We start from the raw sequence: 22636 nt of genomic DNA on the forward strand, positions 1-22636 counted from the left end.
CCCGCCCCCCCGCCGCTATTCTGCGGCGGGTTCGTCTTCGGTTTGCTCGGCAATCCACGCAACAGAAACGACTTCCTCGTCCTTGCTGGTGTTGAACACTTTCACGCCACCCGCACTGCGCGAGCGGAACGAAATGCCTTCAACAGGGCAGCGAATGGACTGCCCCTTGGATGTTGCGAGCATGATCTGATCCTCAATCTCAACCGGGAAAGAGGCAACAACCGCGCCACCGCGCATGCCTTTGTCGATGGCTTGCACGCCCATGCCGCCACGCCCGCGGACGGGATAATCGTGCGAGGACGACAGTTTGCCCGTGCCCTGCGCCGTAATCGTCAGGATCAAATCCTCAGCGGCGGACATCTGGGCATAGCGTTCGGGATCGATCGTGGCATTGGCGCTGACGTCTTCGTCGTCGGTGCCAACCTCGGCGTCGTCCGCAAGGCCTGCAACCGCGCGGCGCATCTTGAGGTAGGCGGAACGTTCGTCTGGCGTCGCCTCAAAGTGGCGGATCACGGCCATGGACACGACGGTGTCATCGCCCGTCAGGCGAACGCCGCGCACCCCGGTTGATTTGCGCGATTGGAAGACCCGCACATCCGTTGAGCGGAACCGGATCGCGCGACCCGACGATGTCATCAGCATGACGTCGTCATCCTCGGTGCAGATGCGCGCGTTCACCATGGTGACGCCCTCGGGCAGTTCCATCGCGATCTTGCCGTTGCGCATGACTTTGGCAAAATCGGACAGGCTGTTGCGGCGCACATCCCCGGCAGAGGTCGCGAAGACGATTTGCAGGTCTGACCAGTCCTCTTCGGCGCGGTCCACGGGCATCACGGCGGCGATTGAGACGCCCGCCCCAATCGGCAGGATGTTGACCAGCGCCTTACCTTTGGACGTACGGCCGCCTTGGGGCAGGAGCCACGTTTTCAGTTTATAGACCATGCCGTCCGTTGTGAAAAACAGAAGCGGCGTGTGTGTGTTGGCGACGAACAACGTGGTGACCACGTCTTCTTCCTTGGTGGCCATGCCAGCCGTGCCCTTACCGCCGCGCTTTTGCGCGCGGAAATCCGCAAGTGGCGTGCGTTTGATGTAGCCGGCCGAGGTGATGGTCACGACCATATCCTCACGCTCAATCAAATCCTCATCGTCCATGTCGCCGGACCAATCGACGATCTCGGTGCGACGGTCGACAGCAAAGGCTTCGCGCACTTCGCGCAACTCGTCCGAGATGATCGACAGGATCCGCGTGCGCGAGCTGAGGATGTCGAGATAGTCTTTGATGGCCGCCGCGAGGCTTTCCAGCTCATCCGTGACTTCCTTAACGCCGATTTGCGTCAGGCGTTGCAGACGCAGCTCAAGGATCGCGCGGGCCTGCGTTTCGGACAGGTTGTATGTGCCGTCCTCATTCATCTTGTGGGTCGGATCGTCAATCAGCGTGATGTAGGCGGCGATTTCGCCCGCGGGCCAGCGGCGTTCCATCAGGGCGGCGCGCGCCTCAGCGGCATCGGCTGAGCGGCGGATCGTGGCGACCACTTCGTCGACGTTCGACACGGCCACAGCAAGGCCGCACAAAATGTGCGACCGTTCGCGCGCCTTGCGCAGATCATAGGCCGTGCGGCGCGCGACCACGTCTTCGCGGAAATCGATGAACGACGTCAGGAACCGGCGCAGGGTCAACTGCTCAGGGCGGCCGCCGTTGAGGGCCAACATGTTACACCCAAACGAGGTTTGCATGGGCGTGAACCGGAACAACTGGTTCAGAACGACCTCTGCTGTGGCATCACGCTTAAGCTCAACCACGACGCGCACACCAATCCGGTCGCTTTCGTCCTGCACGTGGGCGATGCCCTCGATGCGTTTTTCCTTGGCCATTTCGGCGATCTTTTCGATCATCGTGGCCTTGTTCACCTGATAGGGGATCTCATCGATGATGATGGCGTAGCGGTCCTTGCGGATCTCTTCGACGCGGGTTTTCGCCCGGATCACAACCGAGCCGCGCCCTTCAAGGTAGGCTTTGCGCGCGCCGGACCGACCCAGCATAATCCCGCCCGTGGGGAAGTCGGGGCCGGGGATGTACTCCATCAATTCCATGGAATCGAGATCGGGCTTTTCGATCAGCGCGAGGGTCGCATCAATCACTTCGCCAAGGTTGTGCGGCGGAATGTTCGTGGCCATACCAACGGCGATACCACCCGCACCATTGACCAGCATGTTGGGGAACCGCGCAGGCAGAACCGTAGGCTCGCGGTCTTTGCCGTCGTAGTTGTCCTGAAAATCGACCGTATCCTTGTCGATATCCGCCAAAAGCGAGGCGGCGGGTTTGTCCATCCGCACCTCGGTATAGCGCATGGCCGCAGGGTTATCGCCGTCCATCGAGCCAAAGTTGCCCTGACCATCCAGCAAGGGCAGTGACATGGAGAAATCCTGCGCCATCCGCACAAGCGCGTCGTAAATCGCGCTGTCGCCGTGGGGGTGGTATTTCCCCATCACGTCCCCAACCGGCCGCGCCGATTTGCGGTAGGATTTTTCATGCGTGTTGTTGGTTTCGTGCATCGCATAAAGGATACGACGGTGCACGGGCTTGAGGCCGTCGCGCAGGTCCGGAATGGCCCGCGAAATGATCACCGACATGGCATACTCGATGAACGAGTTCTTCATTTCATCGGTGATATTGATCTGTGGTCCGGCATGGGTGCTGATTGGCCCGCCGCCCTCTGAATTTTCATCATTGTTTTCAGGGGTTTGTGGGGTATCGGTCACGCGGCCTCCGTGGACCAGTCGGTCCCGCTAGATTTGGTTCTCCGCACTATAGCAGCCCCTTTATATGGGGTGCAATGCCCAAGAACACCGCCGTTGGCACCGGTCTGAGCGGAGTGCTAACACTTTGTGTTTATTGACTATTCACCAATTTGTGGCAGGCTGGTGGGATAAGGCAACACATTGGAGTGTCTGATGGAGACTGAATTGATGCTGAAGGGGTATGGATTAACCACCGCGCAGATGTATTATCACATGCCGGATTATGCCCATGTTCTCAATACCTTCACCTGGCAGGAGTATGATATTGGGCCGGATTATCCCAAGCTATTTAAGTTCATTGAATTTTGGCAGCGAGAGATTGAAGGCCCGCTTCATTCCGTCGAATTCACTCACCGCAAAATGATCGCACCGGGGGAGTGGCGCAACGTAACGGGCGAATTTACGCTTCATTAACGCAGGCGCGCCAAGTCGCCCAATCCTCAGGCGTATCAAGGTCGGTGATCGCGTGCTCATCGGGCAGCGCGATGCGTCGGGCGCCGTTGGCCTGCACGATGGGTTTCGCGCCCGCGTCACCCGTCAATTGCGCGATGTCTGCGTAGTATTTCGCGGGAAAGATCACGGGTTGGCCAGGGCGGCCATCGGCTGTGGTGGCTTGGATGATATCCTGCGGGTAGGCACGATGTGCGGCCAGCAAGGTCTCCATGTCTTGGGTCGTGATGTCGGGCATATCGGCCAGCACAACCATGGCCGCAGGGGCCGTACAGCCCGCAATCCCGGCCCGAAGGGAGGCCGACATGGCCCGCTCCGGCGTTGTGATGATCCGCGCGGGGCTATCGGTGATCCAAGCGCGCCGCTTTGCGTCACCCGCATGCAGGACCACGGTGACGTTCCCACTGGCCGCACAACACCGCCGTAGCTGCCGCAGGATTAGGGGTGTTCCGTCAATAAATTCAAGGAGTTTGTCGGCGGGCTTCATCCGGTTCGAAGCGCCCGCCGCCAAGAGGACAATGGCCACGTCTGTCATGTTGTCACCCGTGTGCGCAGGTCGCGCAATGTGGCCCACTGGCTGATCGCGAGCCCTGTTAGGATAAGCATAAGGGCCGCGAAAAACCGTCCCGGCAGCGCCTCGGACAGGATCAGCGCGCCGAGGATCATGGACCAAACGGGTACCTGATAGTTGACCAGCGTCATAAAGCTGGGCCCCGCTGTGCGGATCACCGCGACCCGCAAAAGGGCGGCAAACGCGGTGGGCAGAAGCCCGAGAAGGATGATCGCCAGCGTTGGGATTGTGGCCGTTGGGGTGGGCACACCCTCGGTCAGCAGCATCAGCGGGATCAGGACAACCGCCCCCAGCACCAAACCCACCGCAGACAACACGATGGCATCAATCGCTGGGGTCAAGCGTGTCGCGATAGATGAGATCGCATAGCACATCGCGGCCGCAAGGCATGCAAGCCGTCCCAAGGCCACCAAATCTCCGCTGCCAGCGGCAAAGATGCCGGGTCCAAGCAACACCAACGCCCCCGCAAACCCCATCAAGAAACCAACCGTTTTGCGCAGGCTCAGCGCGTCGCCCGGCACCATGAAGTGGGCAAACGGCAGAACGAACAAAGGCACCGCCGCCATCGAAAGCCCAGCAAAGGCTGAAGGCACATGTTGCTGTCCCCACGCGAGCAGTACAAACGGGATCGCCGTGGAAAACAAAGCGCCGACAACCACATAGCCGAATAACCGCCACGACCAGCACGGCCAAGGCCGCCGCAATGCCACACACAGGGCCAGCAGGGTCAACGCGCCCAATGTGGTGCGCGCACAGGCGACTGTGATCGGGCCGTACCCGCGCAAGGCGACCGAAATCACCATGAATGTACCGCCCCAAATTAGGCCAAGGACCGCGATAGAGAGCCAGTTTGTCGGGGTGGGTGCAGAGACGGGAGTGCTGTTCATAATTGCGATGTACCCTGCGCGCGACGCCTGCGCCAGTGCCGCATTTTCGCGCTCAGGGCCGCTTCACGCTAACGTAAGGTCAATTGTTTGGCGGCAGGCCGCGCTTTCGGGCTATTATCTAGGATAGGGCCCCGCAGAAGCGCCCACCTTTATTCATATTTTTGGGAGGATCCCTCATGACTTTATTCAAAATCACGGCGTCAGCCATGGCGCTGGCCCTCATGGCCCCCATGGCTGTGGCAGAGACATGGACCCTGAACGGCGACATGTCGAACATCGCGTTTGGCTCGGTCAAGAACGAGTACAATGGCGAGGTGCATCACTTTAGCACCCTGTCGGGCAGCGTCGATGCGCAGGGGCAGGTGGTGGTGTCCGTGCCGCTCGCCTCGGTCGAGACAATGATCGACATCCGCAACGAACGCATGCGCGAGTTGGTGTTCAAAAACAGCCCCACAGCGACTGTTTCGGCCACCGTTGATATGGTCGCGCTGGACAAGCTGGGCGTGGGCGAAAGCATGGTCGCTGAGACCGAGGGCACCCTGTCGCTCTTGGGGCAGGAGGTTGCGCTGTATAGTGACCTTTTTGTGATCCGCGTGGGTGAGGACAAGGTGATGGTCACGACCGATGGGATGCTGATGCTCGCCACCGATGAGTTGGGCGTCGACGCGGCGATCGATCAGCTTCAGGAAATTGCGGGCCTAGACAGCATCACGCGTGTGTCACCTGTCACCGTGAGGCTGGTTTTCGATTCTGACACGCCCGATAGCTAAGCGTATGGGGGGGCATATTTCGCTCGCCACGTGTACAATCCCGCTGGGGTCATGGCTTTGATCCCAGCGGCTGACCAAACCTCCACAGTTTCGCCGCAAAGGGTCTTGAAACTTATTGTTTTCAAGGAATTATCTTTGTTGTGCCACATTTGCTCTCTACTCATTCAAACCAATTAACCACGTTTGAAGAAAGAGAATTCAATGATCGTGATAAAGCCAATTTTGGCATCCGCATGTCTCGCGGCGTTCATGGCTTTGGCCAGCTCAGCGTCCGCTGCAACCGTCGTATCCGGCACCGTGTGTGAGGGCGGCGTCGCGCCCGCGATTTCCGCCTCTGCGTGCGATATGACGCTGGGCGATTTTGGGAACACGCCGTCTAGGTTTATCCTAACGCCGGGTGGGGCTTTTGGCCTTTATGGCGGTGTGGCGAATGGCAGTCGCGCGGACCAGTACCTTGATACTTGGATGATCGATTTCGGTGTGGACCGCTATAATCTGTCGTTCAACTGGGCGCCCAAGCGCAACAGTAATTTTGACGGCTTCTTGTTTGTAAACAATGCGTCTTACGCGTTTGATACGGCGATTAATCCCACGGGTGCGAGCATTTCGCTCGGCGCGCTTAGCGGTTCGGTCGCGTTTATTGTCAATCCAATCTTGGGCTCTTTCGTGCCGCAGGAACGCGGCACATGGGATCTGCAGGTATCACCGGTGTCACTGCCCGCAAGCCTGCCGCTTCTGGCGCTGGGTCTGGGTGGTTTGGCCTTTGCGCGCAGGCGGACTGCGGCTTAGTCCCAAAGCCTGTCCATCAAACAAAAAAGGGCGCCCCAATCGGGACGCCCTCTCGCATGTCTCAAGCGCGGTCTTAGTTGCGCTCTTTGTCGACCATTTTGCCTGCGGAAATCCAAGGCATCATGCCGCGGAGTTTCTCACCGGTGGCTTCGATCTGGTGCTCATCGTTGATGCGACGGGTCGCTTTGAACGAAGGCTGACCAACAGCGTTTTCGAGCATGAAGTCACGCACGAATTTGCCGTTTTGGATGTCGGTCAGAACCGCCTTCATCTTCGCTTTGGTTTCTTCGTAGGGGAGGATCCGTGGGCCGGACACATACTCGCCGTACTCAGCTGTGTTCGAGATCGAGTAGTTCATGTTCGCGATGCCGCCTTCGTAGATCAGGTCTACGATCAGCTTCACTTCGTGCAGACACTCGAAGTAGGCCATTTCGGGTGCGTAGCCAGCTTCTACAAGGGTTTCGAAGCCCATGCGGATCAGTTCAACGAGGCCGCCGCACAGAACAGCTTGCTCACCGAACAGGTCGGTTTCGCACTCTTCGCGGAAGTTGGTTTCGATGATGCCGGAGCGGCCGCCACCGATGGCGGAGCAGTAGGACAGACCGATTTCCAGCGCTTTGCCGGAGGCGTCTTGGTGAACAGCCACAAGGCAGGGCACGCCGCCGCCTTTGGTGTATTCGCCGCGCACGGTGTGACCGGGGCCTTTGGGGGCCATCATGATGACGTCAACGCCGGGCTTGGGCTCGATCAGGCCGAAGTGTACGTTCAGGCCGTGAGCGAATGCGATAGCAGCACCTTCGCGCAGGTTGTCGTGGACGTACTTTTTGTAAGTCTCAGCCTGGAGCTCATCGGGCATGGTCAGCATGATGACATCACACCAAGCAGCGGCTTCCGCGATACCCATTGTTTTTAGGCCTTCGCCTTCGGCTTTTGCGATCGAGGGCGAGCCTTCGCGCAGAGCAACAACAACGTTCTTCGCACCGCTGTCGCGCAGGTTCAGCGCGTGGGCGTGGCCCTGCGAGCCGTAGCCGAGGATGGCAACTTTGAGGTCTTTGATCAGGTTCACATCGCAATCGCGATCGTAATATACGCGCATGTCAGTCCCTTGCGGTAAGAGTTTCGATTGAGGGCAGCATAGGCATGCACGCAGGGAATTCGAGGGTAAATACCCCGAAATGCACTTAATATACGCGACTTTTATTCATCGATATTATGCTATATGCAGGTTTCATGCTTGATGATGCCGACCGTCGCCTCTTGCGCTATTTGCAATCCGATCCCGAAGCACCGGTGTCGGACATTGCAGAGCGCGCGGGCCTGCAACCCACCACCGCCGCCCGTCGCTTGGACCGGTTGCGCGCCCAAGGCGTGCTGCGCGGCAGTCACGCGGTGATCGATTGGGCCGCCCTTGGCTACGCGGTTGAGGTGTCTCTCCGCTTTACCCTCGAAAAAACCCAAGCCCGCGCATTTGACGAATTTCAGGCCGCGGCCCGTAACATCCCCGAAGTGATCGCGATCCAGACATTCCTTGGCCGCGTCGACGTGCGCCTGTCCGTGATCGCACGCGACATGGCGGATTACCAACGGCTTTACCGCGACAGCATTCTCACGCTGCCGCATATAGCAGACATTGAGGCGCTGATGCATGTGGCGACCCTCAAAACCTCGGAAACCTTGCCGATATGAGTTGGGACGAAACGGACATGGCGATTTTACGTGTGGTCCAACAGGATGCGACGCTGGGCGCAGGCGCAGTTGGCCGCGCCGTTGGGCTAAGCCAACCTGCGGTTTGGCGGCGGTTGCAACGGCTGCGCGAAGCGGGGGTGATTTCCGGACGCCGCGTTGATCTGGACGTCGAAAAACTGGGTTTCGGTGTGACGGTGTTTTTGGGGGTTAAGCTGGCCACCAAGGGCCGGGTCAGCCTTGAGGATTTTGAGCGCGCCTGCATGTCCATCCCCGAGGTGCAGACGGTGCAGCACGTCCTTGGCCTATATGATTATCGCCTGCGCGTCGTGGCCCGCGATCTGAGCGATTTTGAACGGGTGCTGCGGCGGCGTATCATGACATTGCCCGGTGTGGGCAACGTTGAGGCGAATGTGCTGCTGAGCGAAGAACGCCGCCCCGGCCCGATCTGAGCAAATCCCAAGCCGCCACAATCCGCACGCCGTGTAGCGGATCGGAAACCATTGCCGCGCAATTCCCGCTAGAAACGCGATTGTATACCCAAATAGACTTTGCGCGAGGCGACCTCCGCGCGTATCGCTGAAAAAAATGGAGGAACTTTCATGGCTGCCTTGCTAGACACAGTGGACCCCGATGGTCTCGAAGAATTTTCGGTCGTGTTTACGGACCGTTCGCTCAATTCAATGTCGACCGCGTTTCAGGGTGTCATGACTGACATCTCGGGGATGCTCAAAGACGTCTACAATGCTGACCACGTCGCGTTGATCCCCGGTGGCGGCACCTTCGGGATGGAGGCCGTTGCCCGCCAACTTGGCACAGACGCCCATGCAATCGTCGTGCGTAACGGGTGGTTTTCATACCGCTGGAGCCAGATTTTTGAGACCGGGCATTTCACGAAATCCTGCACCGTGATCAAGGCGCGCCAACAGGGCAACACGGTCACAGCACCCTTCGCGCCGGCACCGATTGAGGAAGTCGTGGCCAAGATCCACGAAGAAAAACCCCAAGTGGTTTTCGCCCCTCACGTTGAGACATCCGCCGGTGTGATCCTGCCCGATGACTACATCACGCAATTGGCGCAGGCGGCCCACGCCGTCGGCGGCTTGATGGTGCTCGATTGTATCGCCAGCGGCTGCGCATGGGTCGATATGAAGGCCACGGGCGTCGATGTCCTGATCTCTGCCCCGCAAAAAGGCTGGTCCGCGTCGCCATGTGCTGGCCTTGTGATGATGTCTGACCGTGCCCGCGAAGCTGTGATGGCCACCCAGTCCAACAGCTTTGCGATTGATCTCAAAAAGTGGCTCCAGATCATGGAGACATACGAGAACGGCGGCCACGCTTATCACGCAACGATGCCCACCGACGCCCTGCGGGTGTTCCGCGATACGATGATCGAAACCCGCGACTACGGCTTTGCGAAACTTAAAGACCAGCAATGGGCTTTGGGCGACGGTGTGCGCGCTATTTTGGCGGCACGCGGGGTCAAATCTGTCGCGGCCGAGGGCTTTGGCGCGCCGGGCGTTGTTGTGAGCTACACCGACAACCCTGAGGTCCAATCGGGCCGTGCGTTCCTTGCGCAGGGCACGCAGATTGCTGCGGGCGTCCCGCTGGAATGTGATGAGCCTGAGGGCTTTGCGACCTTCCGCATCGGGCTGTTCGGTCTCGATAAACTATACGATGTCGAGGCGACCTTGGCTCGGCTGACCCGCTCGTTGGATGCGGTCATTCCGGCCAACACCTAAGGGCATTTACCCCCGCGCGCCGAGGCCAAGTTCCATCATGGCCCGGCGCACCGGCGTCACGTCGTGCAACATCTGCATGCCGCGTGCGCGCAATGCTTGGACCATCGGTTGACCGGCCTGCGAGGTGCGGTTCAGGGTCGTAATCCCCGCCACCCGCGTCGCGACATCCTTATACCGGGCGCGGTGATACGCCTCTAGCATCGCAGCGCTGCCCATTTCGTGGTTCATGCTTAGGTCCAGAAGGGCGCGAATGTCTGCAAGGCTCATGTTCAAGCCCTGCGCGCCGATGGGGGGCACGACATGCGCGGCCTCGGCCATCAAGGCGGTCCGTTCTGCATCAAACCGTTCAGCGATTTGGCTGATGATCGGCCAGATCGTCAGACGTGAGGCCAGCTTGAGCCGCCCCATCACACCGGCGGATCGGTCGTTCAGCTCAGCCTCGAACGCATCGGGCGCAAGGTTCATCCGGCGCAAGCTTTCGGGGCCATCATCCATCCACACAATCGCAGAGCGCGGCTGCCCATCACGGTCGGGCAGGGGCACAAGCGTGAACGGCCCGCCGGATCGGTGGACCTCGGTTGAAACATTGTCGTGGGGCAACGGGTGCGTGACCGCAAACGCCAACGCCTTTTGGCCATAACGGGTGGTGCGCACCGAAATGCCCGCCTGTTCGCGCACGGGGCTGTTGCGGCCGTCGGCGGCGATCACAAAGGGGGTCGTGATCCGGGTGCCGTCCGACAGCGTCACACGCGCTTCATGGGTGCGGGTCTGAACGCGGGCCGTGGCGGTGCCGGGGCGGAAATCGACGTTTGGCAAATCGTCCAAGCGGGCCACCATTTCGCGGCGCAGCAGCCAGTTGGGCAGGTTCCAACCAAAGGGCGCGTCGCCTAGGTCACTGCTTTCAAAATCGCGCACAACAGGCTCGCGCGCGGGGTTTGACGCATCTACGATCCGCATCGTGTGCAGCGCGCTGGCAAAGGGGGCAAGCCGATCCCATAGCCCGGCTTCCTCTAGCAGGGCGCGGGCGGGTTGCAAAAACGCGGTGCTGCGCAAGTCCGCGCCAACCGCATCGCCGTCGGTGATCGGCGGTGTCGGGTCCACAAGCGTGACGCGGTGCCCGCAGGCCCCAAATGCGGCCGCTGCGGTCAAACCGGCGACACCGCCGCCCGAGATCAGAATGTCGGTGGTATCATGCATGGATACTGCCTCCTTCCCGCACACCTAGGCCGCGGGCGTTGAGACGGCCAGTGTGTAGGCCGCCTCAATCAACAATCTGCGCCAGAAAGTCGCTCAGATCGTGGGTGTGATGGTGGATGTGCTCGCCGCGCGGGCGAGTTTCGGCGACCAGCACCGTGGCCATGCCCAGTTCGTGCGGGACCTGTAGGTTGCGCGGTTCATCCTCAAACATCGCGGCGCGGCGTGGGACGAGGTTGTCCTTGGTAAAGACGGCATCAAAGGCGGCGGCATCAGGCTTGGGCTGATAGCCCGCGTGTTCCACCCCATAAAGCGCGTCAAACAGATGGCTCAGGCCGCGTGCCTCAAGGACGCGCGCGGCATAGGACGCAGTCCCGTTGGTATAGACAATGCGTCGCCCCGGCAGGCGCGCGATCCGGTCCGCCAAAGTCGCGTCACGGGGGAGGACGGAAAAATCAATGTCGTGCACATGGTCCAGAAATGGGTCCGGGTCGATCGCGTGTTCGCGTATCAATCCCGCAAGGGTGGTCCCGTGCGTACGCCAGTAATGCGCGCGCAATCGGTCCGCCTCGGCGAGATCGACACGCAGGGTACGGGCCACGTAGTCCCGCATTCGGACCTCGATTTGATCGAACAGGCGCACGTGGCTGGGGTAAAGCGTGTTGTCCAGATCGAACACCCACGTGGTGATATGTTCAAACGGCAGCGGCAGGGTGGTGGATATCGTCATAGCGCTGCACCTTAGGCGCTGGGATACGGGGGGCAACCCGTCCTTTGGGTCTTGTTCTGCGCTTGATCCCGTGCGGGCAGTCTGCATATCATGGTATACGATTAAGGCAGACGGGGTTCACGTGGAAAAAACATCGCAAAAAGACGCCTATGGGCTGATCCTAGAGGCGATCGATGTGGGCACGTATCGCCCCGGCGACCGCTTGGTCGAAAGCGAACTGGCGGAGCGGTTTGGCGTCTCACGCACCCCCATTCGTGAAGCATTGCAGCGGCTTGAGACCCAATCGTTGCTCACGCGCGATGGGCGGTCCTTGATCGTGGCGTCGTTGGACCACGACCAGATTGCTGAACTGTATATCGTACGCACCGAGCTGGAGGCGCTGGCCGCCAAGCTGGCTGCAAAACACGCAGCCCCCGAAGAGATCAAGGTCCTCTTTGACATGGTCGAAGATGACCGCGCGCTGATTGATGACCCCAAGGCGCTGAGCCGGGCCAATCGTCGGTTCCATACGCAGATCCATCTGGCCAGCCACAACCGGTATCTGGTGCAACAGTTGGACTTGGTCCATCGCTCCATGGCGTTAATGGCCACGACGTCACTGGCCGCAGAGGGCCGGGGAGAGTTAGCATTAGAAGAGCACAGCCGCGTCGTGCAGGCCATTGCCGACGGCGACGGAGAGCGCGCGGCAGAAGAGCTGCGCGCGCATTTGAGCGTGGCGTTTGAGGTCCGTCTCAAGGAAGAATCCGAGCGGATCATGGCCTCGGGCGGGCGCCGGTAGAACTGCCCGCGGGTTCACGAAATCCGCCGGATCGTCCCATCGGTGCCAACCTTGATCACGGGCACCTTGGTCAATTGATCGGGCAGGGCTTGGATGTTGGGGGCCGTGTCCTTGATGGGCGTGCCAAAGATCACCGGTTTCCGCTCAATCCCCGCGGCTTCGGGCGTCTGAACGTCGTGCTCTGCTCCGCCAAATGCGCCATGCTCGGTCTTGTCCCAATAGAACGGTTTGCGCACAGTTTCGAAGAGCGCCTTGTAGGTTGAGAGCGTCGTGAGTTGAAAATATGGCAGCGTCAGGGGCACCCATAGCCGCAAAAACCTCAGGTGGCTGGCGCGGCACGCGACGAGGGCCAGCGTGATCGTCAGAACCGTGGCCAGGGTAAAGACCAGCGCCATCGGCCACACGGCCCACTCCGGCAACAGCGTCATGATCGGATGGTGCATCCCAAAGGCGACAACGACCGTGCTCCATAACAAGGGGGCCAAGGCGGCGTTCAGGATCATGCCCAAAAACATCATGTGAAACCCAAGCCATTTACGCAGGCCAAGGTCGCGAAGCAGTTGAATTGGCTGGCGATTATGGACCACCCAAGTCATAAAATAGCCCTTGTTCCAGCGTGAGCGTTGCTTGACCCAAGGCCAGGTGGCGGCGTTGGCCTCTTCATGGGTGGTGATGTCGACCATCTCCGTTTCATAGCCCAACCGGGCAAGGCGAATGCCCAGATCGGCATCCTCGGTCACGTTGTGCGCATCCCAGCCGCCCAGTTCACGCAACACATCCCGGCGGAAAAACAGCGTGGTCCCGCCCAAAGGCACGGCCAAACCCATGCGTTTGATCGCGGGCAAAAACAGGCGAAACCATGTGGCGTATTCGATGGTAAAGCAGCGAGAGACCCAATTTTGCCGGGGGTTGTAATAATCCAGACGGCCTTGAAGGCAGACTACCTTTTTGGGGGCGATGGCAAAGCGGTTGGCCACTGCATGGAGTTGTCGGGCCTCGGGGGCGTCTTCGGCGTCATAGACCCCAACGATGGAGCCGCGCGCGAAGTTGAGCGCATAGTTCATCGCGCGGGGTTTGGTGCGGGGCGTGCCATCGGGCACAACGATGACCCGAAACCACGACGGGATTGCCGCGCGGGCAAGCGCCATGCGCGTTTCAATATCGTGTTCCTCAACAATCAGGCAGATGTCGAGCAATTCGCGTGGATAATCGAGCCGCGCCATACGTTGCACCAACGGCCCCGCGATCCTTGGTTCTTTGAACAGGGGCACGAACAGCGAAATAATCGGCCGCTTGGTTTGCGATCCGTGGTCGCGGTGTGAATGGAACTCGCTCTTGTCCTCTGTCAGGTGAAACCAAAGCGCGGTGCCTTTAAAGATCACATTGCTGATCAGAAGGGCGCAGGCCAACAGTGACAGCACTGCCAGCGTCATCGTCGTATGAAACAAAAGGTTAAAGATCAGCACGATACACAGGGTTGGCACGACCAAGCTCGACAAACTGGTTGCCCAATTGCGGCACGACATGCGTTCGGGGACCTTCGCCTCGGCCCGGCGGGCAAGGGCTTTGCCGTGACCAAGGGCGATGGCCTTTAACACTTCAACCTCAGGGGCGAGTGTGAACAAAACGTTGCCCAAACCGGGGGGCAGTGCGGCGCGGATCTGGGGGATTTTGTCCGGGTTCGACGTGGCAAGGATCAACATTCCACCGGTCTGCGACCACGGCACGACGGTGTATTGGAGGCACAATTCCCAAGGGACAGACCGGATCATATCCAAATCATGCGGGGGGAGGGCGGTGTCCGCAAATCCAATGCCGTATTGCGCCGACAACGCCATCATCAAGTCACGCTCGGTTACCCATCCGTTCGCGATTAGGATGTCGCCCAAACGGGCGTCTTCGCGCAGTTGCAGCGCCAAAGCCTTGGCCAGATTGCCGGGTGAAATCGCCCGAGCGTCAAGCAGATACGCCCCAAGGGGCGAGGCGTGCTCCGCAGTGGACGCCGCGCGCTTTTTGGGGCCCATCAACGGGGGAACACGCGTCGCTTGGACGAGTTTTAGAAACTGGGTGGACATCAAGAACCTTTACAATCAGGTCCTTGAAAGACGCTATTGGTAAACAGAGAGTTAATGGGAGCGTTAAATTAACGCATTAACTCAATATGTTAACCAATTAGGCCGGTAACTTTAACGCGTTCCTGAAACGTTCGAAAAGATACATTGAGTCCATGGGGCCCGGGCTCGCCTCTGGGTGGTACTGCACAGAGTACACCGGACGGTCCGCCATCCTGATTCCGCAGTTCGACCCGTCAAACAGCGACACATGGGTTTCGATCACGCCTTCAGGCAGCGATTGGCTGTCGACGGTGAACCCGTGATTCATCGAGGTGATCTCTACCTTGCCGCTTTCGAGGTCCTTCACCGGATGGTTCGCACCGTGGTGGCCGTGGTTCATCTTGATGGTCTTGGCACCCAGTGCCAGCGCCAGCATTTGGTGCCCCAGGCAGATGCCAAAAATCGGCAAATCCGTGGTGTCGAGGATTTCGCGGATCATGGGCACGGCATATGCCCCCGTGGCCGCCGGATCACCAGGGCCGTTGGACAGGAACACGCCGGCGGGAGAATGGCTTTTGATGTCGGCGGCGGTGGCCGATGCGGGCAGCACGGTCACATCACAACCCGCCCACGCCAAGCAGCGCAGAATGTTGCGTTTTGCGCCGTAGTCGATGGCCACAACCTTGGGGGCGGGGCCTTCGCGCTTGGGGTAGCCTTCGGGCCATGCCCAGCGGCTTTCGTCCCATGTGTAGCTCTGGGCGCAGGTTACCTCTTTGGCCAGATCCAGACCCTCAAGGCCTTTGAAGGCGCGGGCGGCTTTGACCAAGGCTTCGATGTCGAAATTGCCCTCGGGGTCGTGGGCCAGTGCCACGTGCGGCGCGCCCTGTTGGCGGATCGCGCGGGTCAGGCGGCGGGTATCAACGCCGCCCATGCCAATGCGGCCCTGTGCTGCAAGCCACGTGCCCAAGTCCTGCGCGTTGCGCCAGTTGGACGGCGCGGTGGGGTCCCATTTGACGACCATACCCGCGGCGGCGGACTGTCCGGTTTCGTCATCCTCGGGCGTGGTGCCAGTGTTGCCCACGTGGGGGAAGGTAAAGGTCACGACTTGGCCCGCATAGGACGGGTCCGTCATGATTTCCTGATATCCGGTCATTGCGGTGTTAAAGCACAATTCGGCGACGGACAGGCCCGTGGCGCCAAACCCGTGTCCGTAGAACACGGTGCCATCCGCAAGGGCCAGACAGGCTGTGGGGCGGGGGTCTGACATGATGGTCTCCTAGCGGCTGATGGGGTTCGGCAAATTGGCCACGGTTTAGGCGCGCGGGGCAGAGGGGTCAAGCGTCAAAGGACCTTGATCGGTGGGTTCAGACGCGCTTGGGTTGTTTGTCGCGGGGGGCTGATATATGTGACGCCCTTTCTCGGGTGTGAGCAAGGAACAAGACGATGGATATGCGCGCTAAAATCACCGCAGCTTTGAAAGACGCCATGAAGGCGAAAGACGCCACACGGTTGTCGACGCTGCGGCTTATCAATGCGGCGATCAAGGATCTGGACATTGCCAAGCGGACCGAAGGCAGCACCGTGGGTGATGCAGACGTGCTGCAAATCCTTGGCAAGATGGTCAAGCAGCGGCAGGAAAGTGTGCGCGCCTATGAAGAGGGCGGGCGGCTTGAACTGGCCGAGCGGGAGCGTGAGGAAATCGCGATCCTTGAGGATTACTTGCCGCGCCAACTGTCTGAGGCAGAGATTGACGCCGCCGTCGCGACCGCCATTGCCGAAGTGGGTGCGACCAGCATTCGCGACATGGGCAAGGTCATGGGCGCGCTCAAATCCAAGTACACCGGCCAGATGGATTTTGGAGCGGTCGGCCCGATGGTCAAAGGCCAACTGTCCTAAGAGCTATCTGCTCATGTGAACAGGGTGCGGGCCAAGCGGCCCCCGCCGACCCATCCGCGGTTTATTCATAGGGGCGATAACGCCCCGGTAAATAAGCGCATCTTTTCTTCTGAGAATGTTGAATGAAAAAGCCCCGCGTCCTGCCGTAGATCCGGCAAAGGTGCGGGGCTTTGAGGGCTATTGCGCGGTCTTGGTCCGCGCAAGCGCATCTAGCAAAAGATTGTGCAACTCGGCCCGTTCCTCTGGTGTCAGAAAACGGCCCAGCTCCACATCACGTGCGCCACCGCGCAGGGTCAGATAATTCTCAACCGGTTCGGAGTGCAGCTCGGCCCGGACCCAGAACGGATTGGCTTCCCACGATTGTTTTGGCGCGCGGGGGTTGGTCCGTAGGATCGAGATCAGCTCAGGCGTGAGGGTCAGCTGTTCGCGCAGCGTGCCATCCTTCCATGAGCGTTTGAGCAAGCACCACACAAGCGTGACGGTCGCCGCAATGAACGGCAGCAAGAACCACAGGGCCGCCGTACCAACCACCGACAAAAGCGGCAGCGCAAACAGCATGGATGTCGCCCCGATGAATATCACAAACCCCTTGGGGGTCAGGCTTTGGTGCGGCCACAGCGTGATTTCGAGGGTGGGTGTGGAAAGGGCCCCGGAATGATCCGGAGCCCCCTTTGTAACCTGGAAAGGCATTGTGCCTAGTGCCCCGGCTGCTTGTCCCACATGTCGCGGGTTGGCAGCTGCTCGAAGGTGTGCTCCGGGGGTGGGTTGGGCAGGGTCCATTCCAGCGTATCGGCATATTCACCCCAGTAGTCGGCCTCTTTGATCTTGCGACCAGCGACGAGCGTGTAGGCCACGATGCCGATGAAGAACAAGAAGGAGGCAAAGCTGAGGAAGGCGCCGTAGGAGCTAATCTGGTTCCAGTAGGCGAATGCCTCTGGGTAGTCGATGTAGCGGCGTGGCATGCCTTGGTTGCCGAGGAAGTGCTGTGGGAAGAACGTGATGTTGGTCCCGATGAAGAAGGTCCAGAAGTGCAGTTTCCCAGCCCACTCAGGGTATTGGCGACCCGACATCTTGCCGATCCAGTAGTAGATACCGGCAAAGATACCGAACACAGCACCCAAGCTCATCACGTAGTGGAAGTGTGCCACAACGTAGTAAGTGTCGTGATAGGCGCGGTCGATACCAGCTTGGCTGAGCACGATCCCTGTCACACCACCAACGGTGAACAAGAAGATAAAGCCCATCGCAAACAGCATCGGTGTGCGGAAGCTGATGGAGCCGCCCCAGATCGTTGCAATCCAAGAGAAGATCTTAACGCCTGTGGGTACCGCGATGATCATAGTGGCGATCATAAAGTACGCTTGCTGGCTAAGGCTCATACCGACGGTGTACATGTGGTGCGCCCAGACGACGAAGCCGAGGGCCCCGATGGCGACCATAGCGTAAACCATGGGCAGGTAGCCAAAGATTGGCTTGCGCGAGAAGGTTGCAACAATGTGGCTGACGATGCCGAAGGCAGGCAGGATCACAATGTACACTTCAGGGTGACCAAAGAACCACAGGATGTGCTGGTACAGAACCGGATCACCGCCACCCGCTGGGTCAAAGAAAGTTGTCCCAAAGTTACGGTCCGTCAGCAGCATGGTGATCGCACCAGCCAGAACGGGCAGAGCCAGAAGGATCAGCCATGCGGTCACAAAGATCGACCAAGCAAACAGCGGCACTTTGTGCAGCGTCATGCCGGGGGCGCGCATGTTGAGGAAGGTTGTGATGATGTTGATCGCACCCAGGATCGAAGAGGCGCCCGATACGTGCACCGCAAAGATCGCAAGATCCATCGACATACCGCCTTCGTTCACCGACAGCGGCGGGTACAGAACCCAACCAACGCCAGAGCCCGCTTGACCGTTACCGCCCGGCGCCAACACAGAGGCCACAGCCAGTGTTGTCCCTGCGAAAAACAGCCAGAATGACAGGTTGTTCAAACGAGGGAATGCCATGTCCGGCGCACCGATGTGCAGCGGCATGAAGTAGTTCCCGAAACCGCCGAACAGTGCGGGGATCACAACAAAGAACATCATCAAGATGCCATGGCCAGTGATCAGCACGTTCCAGAGGTGTCCGTTGGGGGTACATTCGCCAATAGCCGCCGCCGTCAGGCGCGCGCCTTCAAGGCACATGTATTGCACGCCGGGTTCCATAAGCTCGAGGCGCATGTAAACCGTGAATGCAACAGAGATAAAACCGGCGATGCCGGAGACGATCAGGTACAGAACCCCGATGTCTTTGTGGTTTGTCGACATGAACCAGCGGGTGAAAAACCCAGGTTTCGCGTGGTCGTCGTGTCCCGTAAGGGCTGCGTCCGCCATGGAAAGCTCCCAATTGTTATGTGGCAGTGGTGCGGGGGTCCTTCCCGCACAATTTATTGAGTGTTCTTCTAGTGATCATATGCGCCAAGAGCAATATGAGTGGCAGAATTTAGTGGCGCAAAATGTCGCGGTTTTGATCTGGATCAAAGTGCCGGCCGACCTGTTGTGAGTGCGCCACGCGCGAACCGCGTCATGAGCGGTTATCCACAGGTTTTTGGGATCTGCGCGCCCTATTTTAGGCGGTGACCTGCGTCCGGCGGGCAGGGGCAGGGCCCATTGCGGGCTCAAAAGTTCGGCGCAAAGCCACATCCACATCTTCAAGAGTGACGGGCAGACCCAGATCAACCAGAGATGTCACGCCATGCTCGGCAATCCCGCAGGGGACGATTCCCTCAAAGTGGCTCAGATCGGGTTCAACATTGATTGAGATCCCATGAAAGCTGACCCATTTGCGCAGACGAATGCCGATGGCCGCGATCTTGTCCTCGGCCACTTCGTCATGCGCTGTGCGGGGCCTGTCGGGACGCGGCACCCAAACACCCACGCGCCCCGGTCGGATTTCGCCGGTGACGTTGAATTCTTGCAGCGTGGCGATGACCCAATGCTCCAACTGTTCGACAAACAGCCGCACATCGCGCCCGCGCGCGGCCACATCGAGCATGACATAAACAACGCGCTGCCCCGGCCCGTGATACGTATATTGTCCGCCGCGTTTGCTGGTGTGGACGGGAAACCGTTCGGGATCGACCAGATCACTCGGCTTTGCGGATGTGCCAGCCGTATAAAGGGGAGGGTGCTCTAGCAGCCAAATCGCTTCATCCGCTGTGCCGGCGGCGATCTCGGCGGCGCGGGCCTCCATCTGGGCGACGGCGGTTTCATAGGGCACAAGGCCGTCTGACGTTATCCATTCGACCACGATGCGCGTCTCTCTTTGTCTAGGAGTCCTTGAGGAGCTGACATTACGCTCAAATCCTGCGTCGTTCAAGCAACCGGAGGGCCGTCTCGCGGCGCAGTTCACGCGCCTTTGGCGGGCTGAAAAGCTCCGCCATGCACAGGATTGCGATCCGCGTGCATTTTCCTCTTTCCTTCGCTTTTTGGCTGAGCTAAACGCCCCCCATACCAAGTCAAGACGTGCGGTCGTGGCGGAATTGGTAGACGCGCAGCGTTGAGGTCGCTGTGGGGTAACACCCGTGGAGGTTCGAGTCCTCTCGACCGCACCATTTGGATCGAGTGACGATCTACTCCCTCGAAAACATGTAAATTAAACACGCTACCCAGCGCGTCACTGTCTGGGTTGTTTAACCGCGCTTATACCCCACCGCCAAGTTGTGATCCGTTTCACAAGTGTCGCCGGAACAGCACTCAAAGATGTTGGATTTGCAGATCGCGCATTGCTCATGGCCGTGCACGACGACCGTTTTCAATGGGGACTGGCACCGGGGACAGCGTTGTTTGTGCGCGTTTGAGGGGTCGAGATGGTTGTCCATGTGCGTCCTCTTATCGGTGATGCGAATAGGGTGGGCGGTCTATTCCGCCGCTGGTTTCAGCGACGCCATCAACATATGGAACTTTTCACCCTGCACGGCAACATGGCCTCGGATCACTGCGGCGGCGGTGTCGCCGTCGCCAGCCTCCAGTGCTGTGACGATGGCTTCATGCTCGCTCATGGATTGGCTCAGGCGCCCGCGGAAACGCAGCTGCATCCGGCGAAACGGTTGGAGCCGTCGTTGCAGGCGCAGGCATTCTTGTTCCAAGAATGCGTTGCCGGATTGCCGGTAGAGGGCTGCGTGGAACTGTTCATTCTCACGGTAGTAGCCGTCACTGTCTTTGGCGGCGACGGCGGCATTACATCGTGCATTTGTTTCATGCAGGGCTTGCAAAGCGGTCTCTGTGATGCGCGAGGCGGCAAGCCGGGCGCAAGCGGCCTCTAGCTCGGCCATGACTTCGAACATCTCTAGCAGTTCTACAGGGCCGGGCTGTCGCACGAACACCCCACGTCGCGGGATCGCTTCAACCATGCCGCTTTGTGCAAGTCGTTGAAATGCCTCGCGTATGGGGGTGCGCGATACGTTGAATTGTTCTGCAAGCTGCACCTCATCCAGCCGCATTCCGTCGGTGTAGGTACCGTCGAAAATCAGCTGCTCAAGAGCCTTTGCAATGCTATCTGCGCGTCGTTTATCCATGTTCTGTATATGATAGCATACTGGATCACACGCAAACAATCATTTTTTGTATACAAAAATATTGATTTAAAAAACACGACGTGTGACAACCTGTCCAGCCCTGATAGGAATCGGGGAATGTTTCTGGGAGGATTCCAATGAAAAATATGCTGATTTCCACCGCAGTGGGTCTTGGGCTCATGGCTGGTGCTGCATCCGCGACCGAGCTGCGCCTGTCGCACCAGTGGTCCACAAAAGACATCCGTCACCAAGTGGCGCAGATCGTGGCTGACGAAGTCGCCGCTGCTGACGTTGACCTTGAGATTACGATTTTCCCGTCGAAGTCGCTGTTTGCGCCGCGGGAGCAATACAACCCCGTTAGCCGTGGCCAGCTGGACATGACGGTTCTGCCGCTCAGCTATGCGGGCGGCCAACAGCCTGCCTATAACCTGACGCTGATGCCCGGCCTCGTGCGCAACCACGACCACGCCGCGCGCTTGGTGGACAGTCCCTTCATGGATTCGCTCGAAGAAATCATGGCCGAAGATGACGTCAAAGTGCTTGTGCACGGCTACCTTGCTGGTGGTTTTGCGGGCGTAGACAAATGCATCACCTCGCCAGACGATATCCAAGGCCTGCAAACCCGCGCCGCTGGCCGTGCGTTTGAGCAGATGTTGGCAGGGGCAGGGGCGTCGATCACGTCCATGGCGTCGTCCGAAATCTACAACGGGATGCAAACCGGCGTGCTGCAAGCCGCAAACACCTCGTCCTCGTCGTTCGTGTCCTACCGTATCTATGAGCAGGTCAAATGCTACACACCTGCCTCTGAAACGGCGCTTTGGTTCATGTACCAGCCGCTGCTGATGAACCTGACGACCTTCAATGACCTGTCGCCCGCACAACAAGAAGCTCTGACCGCCGCCGCCGCCAAGGCCGAAGCGTTCTATCTAGAGCAAGCCAAGGCAGAGGATGCGGCTTCGGTCGAGACCTTCAAAGCCGCAGGCGTTGAGATTGCTGAAATGTCCCAGGACGATTTCGACAAATGGCGCGCACTGGCGATGGAAACCTCCTACGCTGAGTTCGTGGCGGGCTACCCTGCGGGTCAAGACCTGCTCGATAAGGCTCTCGCCGTCGAGTAAGCACACTTTGGTCGGGCGGCCTTAACGGTGCGCCCGACCCATCGACCACATCCAACAAGAATAATCAGGAGGCTGGTATGTCTGGCCAAACAACGGGCGCGTCCGCGCGCACGGGGGATAACCCTTTTCTAAAAGGCGTGGCGTTTCTGTCGCTCCTGTCGGGCTGGACGGCGGCGACGTTGATCGTGGTGTCGGTGATGATCACCTGCCAAATGATCTTTGTCCGCTTCGTTCTGAACCAATCGACGATCTGGCAAACTGAAGCCGTCGTTTACATGATGATCGCGGCCACGATGTTGGGCTTGCCTTATGTGCAATACCTGCGCGGGCACGTGAACGTAGACCTGATCCCACTGGCCCTGCCGCCGCGCCTGCGCAAAGCGTTGTTTTTCGTCACCATGCTGACGGGCATCGCGATCATCTGTGTGATGACGTTTTATTCCTATGAATACTGGCACATCGCGTGGGAACGGAACTGGCGGTCTGACACAGTTTGGGGCGTGCGCTTGTGGATCCCATACTTGGCGTTGCCTATCGGGTTCGCGCTGTTCGTGCTGCAAATGATCGCTGACACTGTCGCGGTCGCCATCGGCGTTGATACGCCCTTCGGACTGGAGGAGTAG

22 protein-coding genes and 1 tRNA gene are annotated in these 22636 nt (G+C 59.3%); 11 read left to right on the top strand and 12 right to left on the bottom strand.

Translation table 11 applies throughout. The features are described 5' to 3' along the window. Positions 1-15: 15 nt before the first annotated feature. The gene (gyrA, locus tag PM04_RS00005; protein WP_052068285.1) at positions 16-2760 is read right to left on the bottom strand and encodes a DNA gyrase subunit A; all 2745 of its coding nucleotides are present in this window, start codon (positions 2758-2760) and stop codon (positions 16-18) included. A gap of 192 nt (positions 2761-2952) precedes the next feature. Between gyrA and PM04_RS00010 the strand changes: the two genes are divergently transcribed. Further along, a complete protein-coding gene (locus tag PM04_RS00010) occupies positions 2953-3213 on the top strand; it encodes an usg protein (RefSeq protein WP_116903983.1) in 261 nt (86 codons plus the stop codon). Here PM04_RS00010 and PM04_RS00015 read toward each other — a convergent pair. Both PM04_RS00015 and PM04_RS00020 read right to left on the bottom strand, forming a co-directional pair. Next, on the bottom strand, positions 3200-3784 hold the full coding sequence (locus tag PM04_RS00015; protein WP_038002442.1) for an NTP transferase domain-containing protein: 585 nt from the start codon (positions 3782-3784) through the stop codon (positions 3200-3202). The two genes, PM04_RS00010 and PM04_RS00015, sit on opposite strands and share 14 nt — an antisense overlap. Then, positions 3781-4707, bottom strand: coding sequence for a DMT family transporter (locus PM04_RS00020; RefSeq protein ID WP_038002445.1), 927 nt, complete (start codon positions 4705-4707; stop codon positions 3781-3783). Before PM04_RS00020 ends, PM04_RS00015 begins: the two co-directional genes overlap by 4 nt. 176 nt (positions 4708-4883) lie before the next feature. On the opposite strand from PM04_RS00020, the gene PM04_RS00025 reads away from it, so the two are divergent. Further along, on the top strand, positions 4884-5477 hold the full coding sequence (locus PM04_RS00025; RefSeq protein ID WP_038002447.1) for a YceI family protein: 594 nt from the start codon (positions 4884-4886) through the stop codon (positions 5475-5477). A gap of 201 nt (positions 5478-5678) precedes the next feature. Next, positions 5679-6266, top strand: coding sequence for a hypothetical protein (locus PM04_RS00030; protein WP_038002449.1), 588 nt, complete (start codon positions 5679-5681; stop codon positions 6264-6266). 73 nt (positions 6267-6339) lie between these two features. Here PM04_RS00030 and ilvC read toward each other — a convergent pair whose 3' ends face one another. Next, positions 6340-7362 carry a ketol-acid reductoisomerase gene (ilvC, locus tag PM04_RS00035; protein WP_038002451.1) on the bottom strand — a complete coding sequence of 341 codons (1023 nt, stop codon included), beginning with the start codon at positions 7360-7362 and terminating at the stop codon, positions 6340-6342. Between the two features lie 134 nt (positions 7363-7496). Here ilvC and PM04_RS00040 point away from each other — a divergent pair, with 134 nt between their 5' ends. The 3 genes from PM04_RS00040 to PM04_RS00050 all read left to right on the top strand — a co-directional run bounded on the left by PM04_RS00040 (position 7497) and on the right by PM04_RS00050 (position 9691). After that, positions 7497-7952 carry an Lrp/AsnC family transcriptional regulator gene (locus PM04_RS00040; protein ID WP_038003750.1) on the top strand — a complete coding sequence of 152 codons (456 nt, stop codon included), beginning with the start codon at positions 7497-7499 and terminating at the stop codon, positions 7950-7952. Next, positions 7949-8401, top strand: a complete 453-nt coding sequence (locus PM04_RS00045) for an Lrp/AsnC family transcriptional regulator (RefSeq protein WP_038002454.1) — start codon at positions 7949-7951, stop codon at positions 8399-8401. The genes PM04_RS00040 and PM04_RS00045 overlap by 4 nt, the downstream gene beginning before the upstream one ends. Before the next feature lie 150 nt (positions 8402-8551). Further along, positions 8552-9691 (top strand): aminotransferase class V-fold PLP-dependent enzyme, encoded by a 1140-nt coding sequence (locus tag PM04_RS00050; RefSeq protein ID WP_038002456.1) that lies wholly within the window; start codon positions 8552-8554, stop codon positions 9689-9691. Positions 9692-9697: 6 nt separating this feature from the next. Here the strand turns inward: PM04_RS00050 and PM04_RS00055 are convergent, their stop codons facing one another. Together PM04_RS00055 and PM04_RS00060 are read right to left on the bottom strand one after the other, a co-directional pair. Beyond that, positions 9698-10888 carry a UbiH/UbiF family hydroxylase gene (locus PM04_RS00055; protein ID WP_038002459.1) on the bottom strand — a complete coding sequence of 397 codons (1191 nt, stop codon included), beginning with the start codon at positions 10886-10888 and terminating at the stop codon, positions 9698-9700. 64 nt (positions 10889-10952) lie between these two features. Beyond that, positions 10953-11615 carry a pyrimidine 5'-nucleotidase gene (locus tag PM04_RS00060; RefSeq protein ID WP_038002462.1) on the bottom strand — a complete coding sequence of 221 codons (663 nt, stop codon included), beginning with the start codon at positions 11613-11615 and terminating at the stop codon, positions 10953-10955. A gap of 121 nt (positions 11616-11736) precedes the next feature. Here PM04_RS00060 and PM04_RS00065 point away from each other — a divergent pair, with 121 nt between their 5' ends. Further along, on the top strand, positions 11737-12393 hold the full coding sequence (locus PM04_RS00065; RefSeq protein ID WP_038002464.1) for a GntR family transcriptional regulator: 657 nt from the start codon (positions 11737-11739) through the stop codon (positions 12391-12393). Positions 12394-12407: 14 nt separating this feature from the next. Here PM04_RS00065 and PM04_RS00070 read toward each other — a convergent pair whose 3' ends face one another. Both PM04_RS00070 and carA read right to left on the bottom strand, forming a co-directional pair. Further along, positions 12408-14468, bottom strand: a complete 2061-nt coding sequence (locus PM04_RS00070) for a glycosyltransferase (protein ID WP_052068284.1) — start codon at positions 14466-14468, stop codon at positions 12408-12410. A gap of 97 nt (positions 14469-14565) precedes the next feature. After that, positions 14566-15714 (bottom strand): glutamine-hydrolyzing carbamoyl-phosphate synthase small subunit, encoded by a 1149-nt coding sequence (gene carA / locus PM04_RS00075; RefSeq protein WP_038002465.1) that lies wholly within the window; start codon positions 15712-15714, stop codon positions 14566-14568. A gap of 176 nt (positions 15715-15890) precedes the next feature. On the opposite strand from carA, the gene PM04_RS00080 reads away from it, so the two are divergent. Beyond that, positions 15891-16343, top strand: coding sequence for a GatB/YqeY domain-containing protein (locus tag PM04_RS00080; RefSeq protein ID WP_038002466.1), 453 nt, complete (start codon positions 15891-15893; stop codon positions 16341-16343). A 177-nt stretch (positions 16344-16520) separates the two neighbouring features. Here the strand turns inward: PM04_RS00080 and PM04_RS00085 are convergent, their stop codons facing one another. The 3 genes from PM04_RS00085 to lipB form a co-directional block, all read right to left on the bottom strand. After that, the gene (locus PM04_RS00085; protein ID WP_038002468.1) at positions 16521-17033 is read right to left on the bottom strand and encodes a DUF2244 domain-containing protein; all 513 of its coding nucleotides are present in this window, start codon (positions 17031-17033) and stop codon (positions 16521-16523) included. Positions 17034-17038: 5 nt separating this feature from the next. Beyond that, positions 17039-18712: a cytochrome c oxidase subunit I gene (gene ctaD / locus PM04_RS00090; RefSeq protein ID WP_038002469.1), complete on the bottom strand. Its 1674-nt coding sequence runs from the start codon at positions 18710-18712 to the stop codon at positions 17039-17041. A gap of 235 nt (positions 18713-18947) precedes the next feature. Then, on the bottom strand, positions 18948-19730 hold the full coding sequence (gene lipB / locus PM04_RS00095; RefSeq protein ID WP_255347893.1) for a lipoyl(octanoyl) transferase LipB: 783 nt from the start codon (positions 19728-19730) through the stop codon (positions 18948-18950). Positions 19731-19845: 115 nt separating this feature from the next. On the opposite strand from lipB, the gene PM04_RS00100 reads away from it, so the two are divergent. Next, positions 19846-19932: transfer RNA gene (locus tag PM04_RS00100), tRNA-Leu, on the top strand. 306 nt (positions 19933-20238) lie between these two features. On the opposite strand, the gene PM04_RS00110 is transcribed toward PM04_RS00100, so the two are convergent. After that, complete coding sequence (locus tag PM04_RS00110; protein WP_038002477.1) at positions 20239-20895, bottom strand: GntR family transcriptional regulator; 657 nt, start codon at positions 20893-20895, stop codon at positions 20239-20241. A 137-nt stretch (positions 20896-21032) separates the two neighbouring features. Between PM04_RS00110 and dctP the strand changes: the two genes are divergently transcribed. Continuing rightward, complete coding sequence (dctP, locus tag PM04_RS00115) at positions 21033-22013, top strand: TRAP transporter substrate-binding protein DctP (protein ID WP_038002480.1); 981 nt, start codon at positions 21033-21035, stop codon at positions 22011-22013. A gap of 77 nt (positions 22014-22090) precedes the next feature. Further along, positions 22091-22636, top strand: coding sequence for a TRAP transporter small permease (locus tag PM04_RS00120; RefSeq protein WP_038002483.1), 546 nt, complete (start codon positions 22091-22093; stop codon positions 22634-22636).

This window comes from Thalassobacter sp. 16PALIMAR09, assembly GCF_000765485.1.
GTDB classification, from domain to species: domain Bacteria; phylum Pseudomonadota; class Alphaproteobacteria; order Rhodobacterales; family Rhodobacteraceae; genus Thalassobacter; species Thalassobacter stenotrophicus.

Bases quoted from the DNA above. Each gene is read 5' to 3' on its own strand.
- PM04_RS00040 (WP_038003750.1), top strand. From the start codon at position 7,497: ATGCTTGATGATGCCGACCGTCGCCTCTTGCGCTATTTGCAATCCGAT.
- PM04_RS00045 (WP_038002454.1), top strand. From the start codon at position 7,949: ATGAGTTGGGACGAAACGGACATGGCGATTTTACGTGTGGTCCAACAG.
- PM04_RS00085 (WP_038002468.1), bottom strand. From the start codon at position 17,033: ATGCCTTTCCAGGTTACAAAGGGGGCTCCGGATCATTCCGGGGCCCTT.
- PM04_RS00015 (WP_038002442.1), bottom strand. From the start codon at position 3,784: ATGACAGACGTGGCCATTGTCCTCTTGGCGGCGGGCGCTTCGAACCGG.
- PM04_RS00020 (WP_038002445.1), bottom strand. From the start codon at position 4,707: ATGAACAGCACTCCCGTCTCTGCACCCACCCCGACAAACTGGCTCTCT.
- dctP (WP_038002480.1), top strand. From the start codon at position 21,033: ATGAAAAATATGCTGATTTCCACCGCAGTGGGTCTTGGGCTCATGGCT.
- PM04_RS00030 (WP_038002449.1), top strand. From the start codon at position 5,679: ATGATCGTGATAAAGCCAATTTTGGCATCCGCATGTCTCGCGGCGTTC.
- carA (WP_038002465.1), bottom strand. From the start codon at position 15,714: ATGTCAGACCCCCGCCCCACAGCCTGTCTGGCCCTTGCGGATGGCACC.
- PM04_RS00080 (WP_038002466.1), top strand. From the start codon at position 15,891: ATGGATATGCGCGCTAAAATCACCGCAGCTTTGAAAGACGCCATGAAG.
- PM04_RS00010 (WP_116903983.1), top strand. From the start codon at position 2,953: ATGGAGACTGAATTGATGCTGAAGGGGTATGGATTAACCACCGCGCAG.
- PM04_RS00025 (WP_038002447.1), top strand. From the start codon at position 4,884: ATGACTTTATTCAAAATCACGGCGTCAGCCATGGCGCTGGCCCTCATG.
- PM04_RS00060 (WP_038002462.1), bottom strand. From the start codon at position 11,615: ATGACGATATCCACCACCCTGCCGCTGCCGTTTGAACATATCACCACG.
- PM04_RS00050 (WP_038002456.1), top strand. From the start codon at position 8,552: ATGGCTGCCTTGCTAGACACAGTGGACCCCGATGGTCTCGAAGAATTT.
- ilvC (WP_038002451.1), bottom strand. From the start codon at position 7,362: ATGCGCGTATATTACGATCGCGATTGCGATGTGAACCTGATCAAAGAC.
- PM04_RS00120 (WP_038002483.1), top strand. From the start codon at position 22,091: ATGTCTGGCCAAACAACGGGCGCGTCCGCGCGCACGGGGGATAACCCT.
- ctaD (WP_038002469.1), bottom strand. From the start codon at position 18,712: ATGGCGGACGCAGCCCTTACGGGACACGACGACCACGCGAAACCTGGG.
- PM04_RS00070 (WP_052068284.1), bottom strand. From the start codon at position 14,468: ATGTCCACCCAGTTTCTAAAACTCGTCCAAGCGACGCGTGTTCCCCCG.
- PM04_RS00055 (WP_038002459.1), bottom strand. From the start codon at position 10,888: ATGCATGATACCACCGACATTCTGATCTCGGGCGGCGGTGTCGCCGGT.
- PM04_RS00110 (WP_038002477.1), bottom strand. From the start codon at position 20,895: ATGGATAAACGACGCGCAGATAGCATTGCAAAGGCTCTTGAGCAGCTG.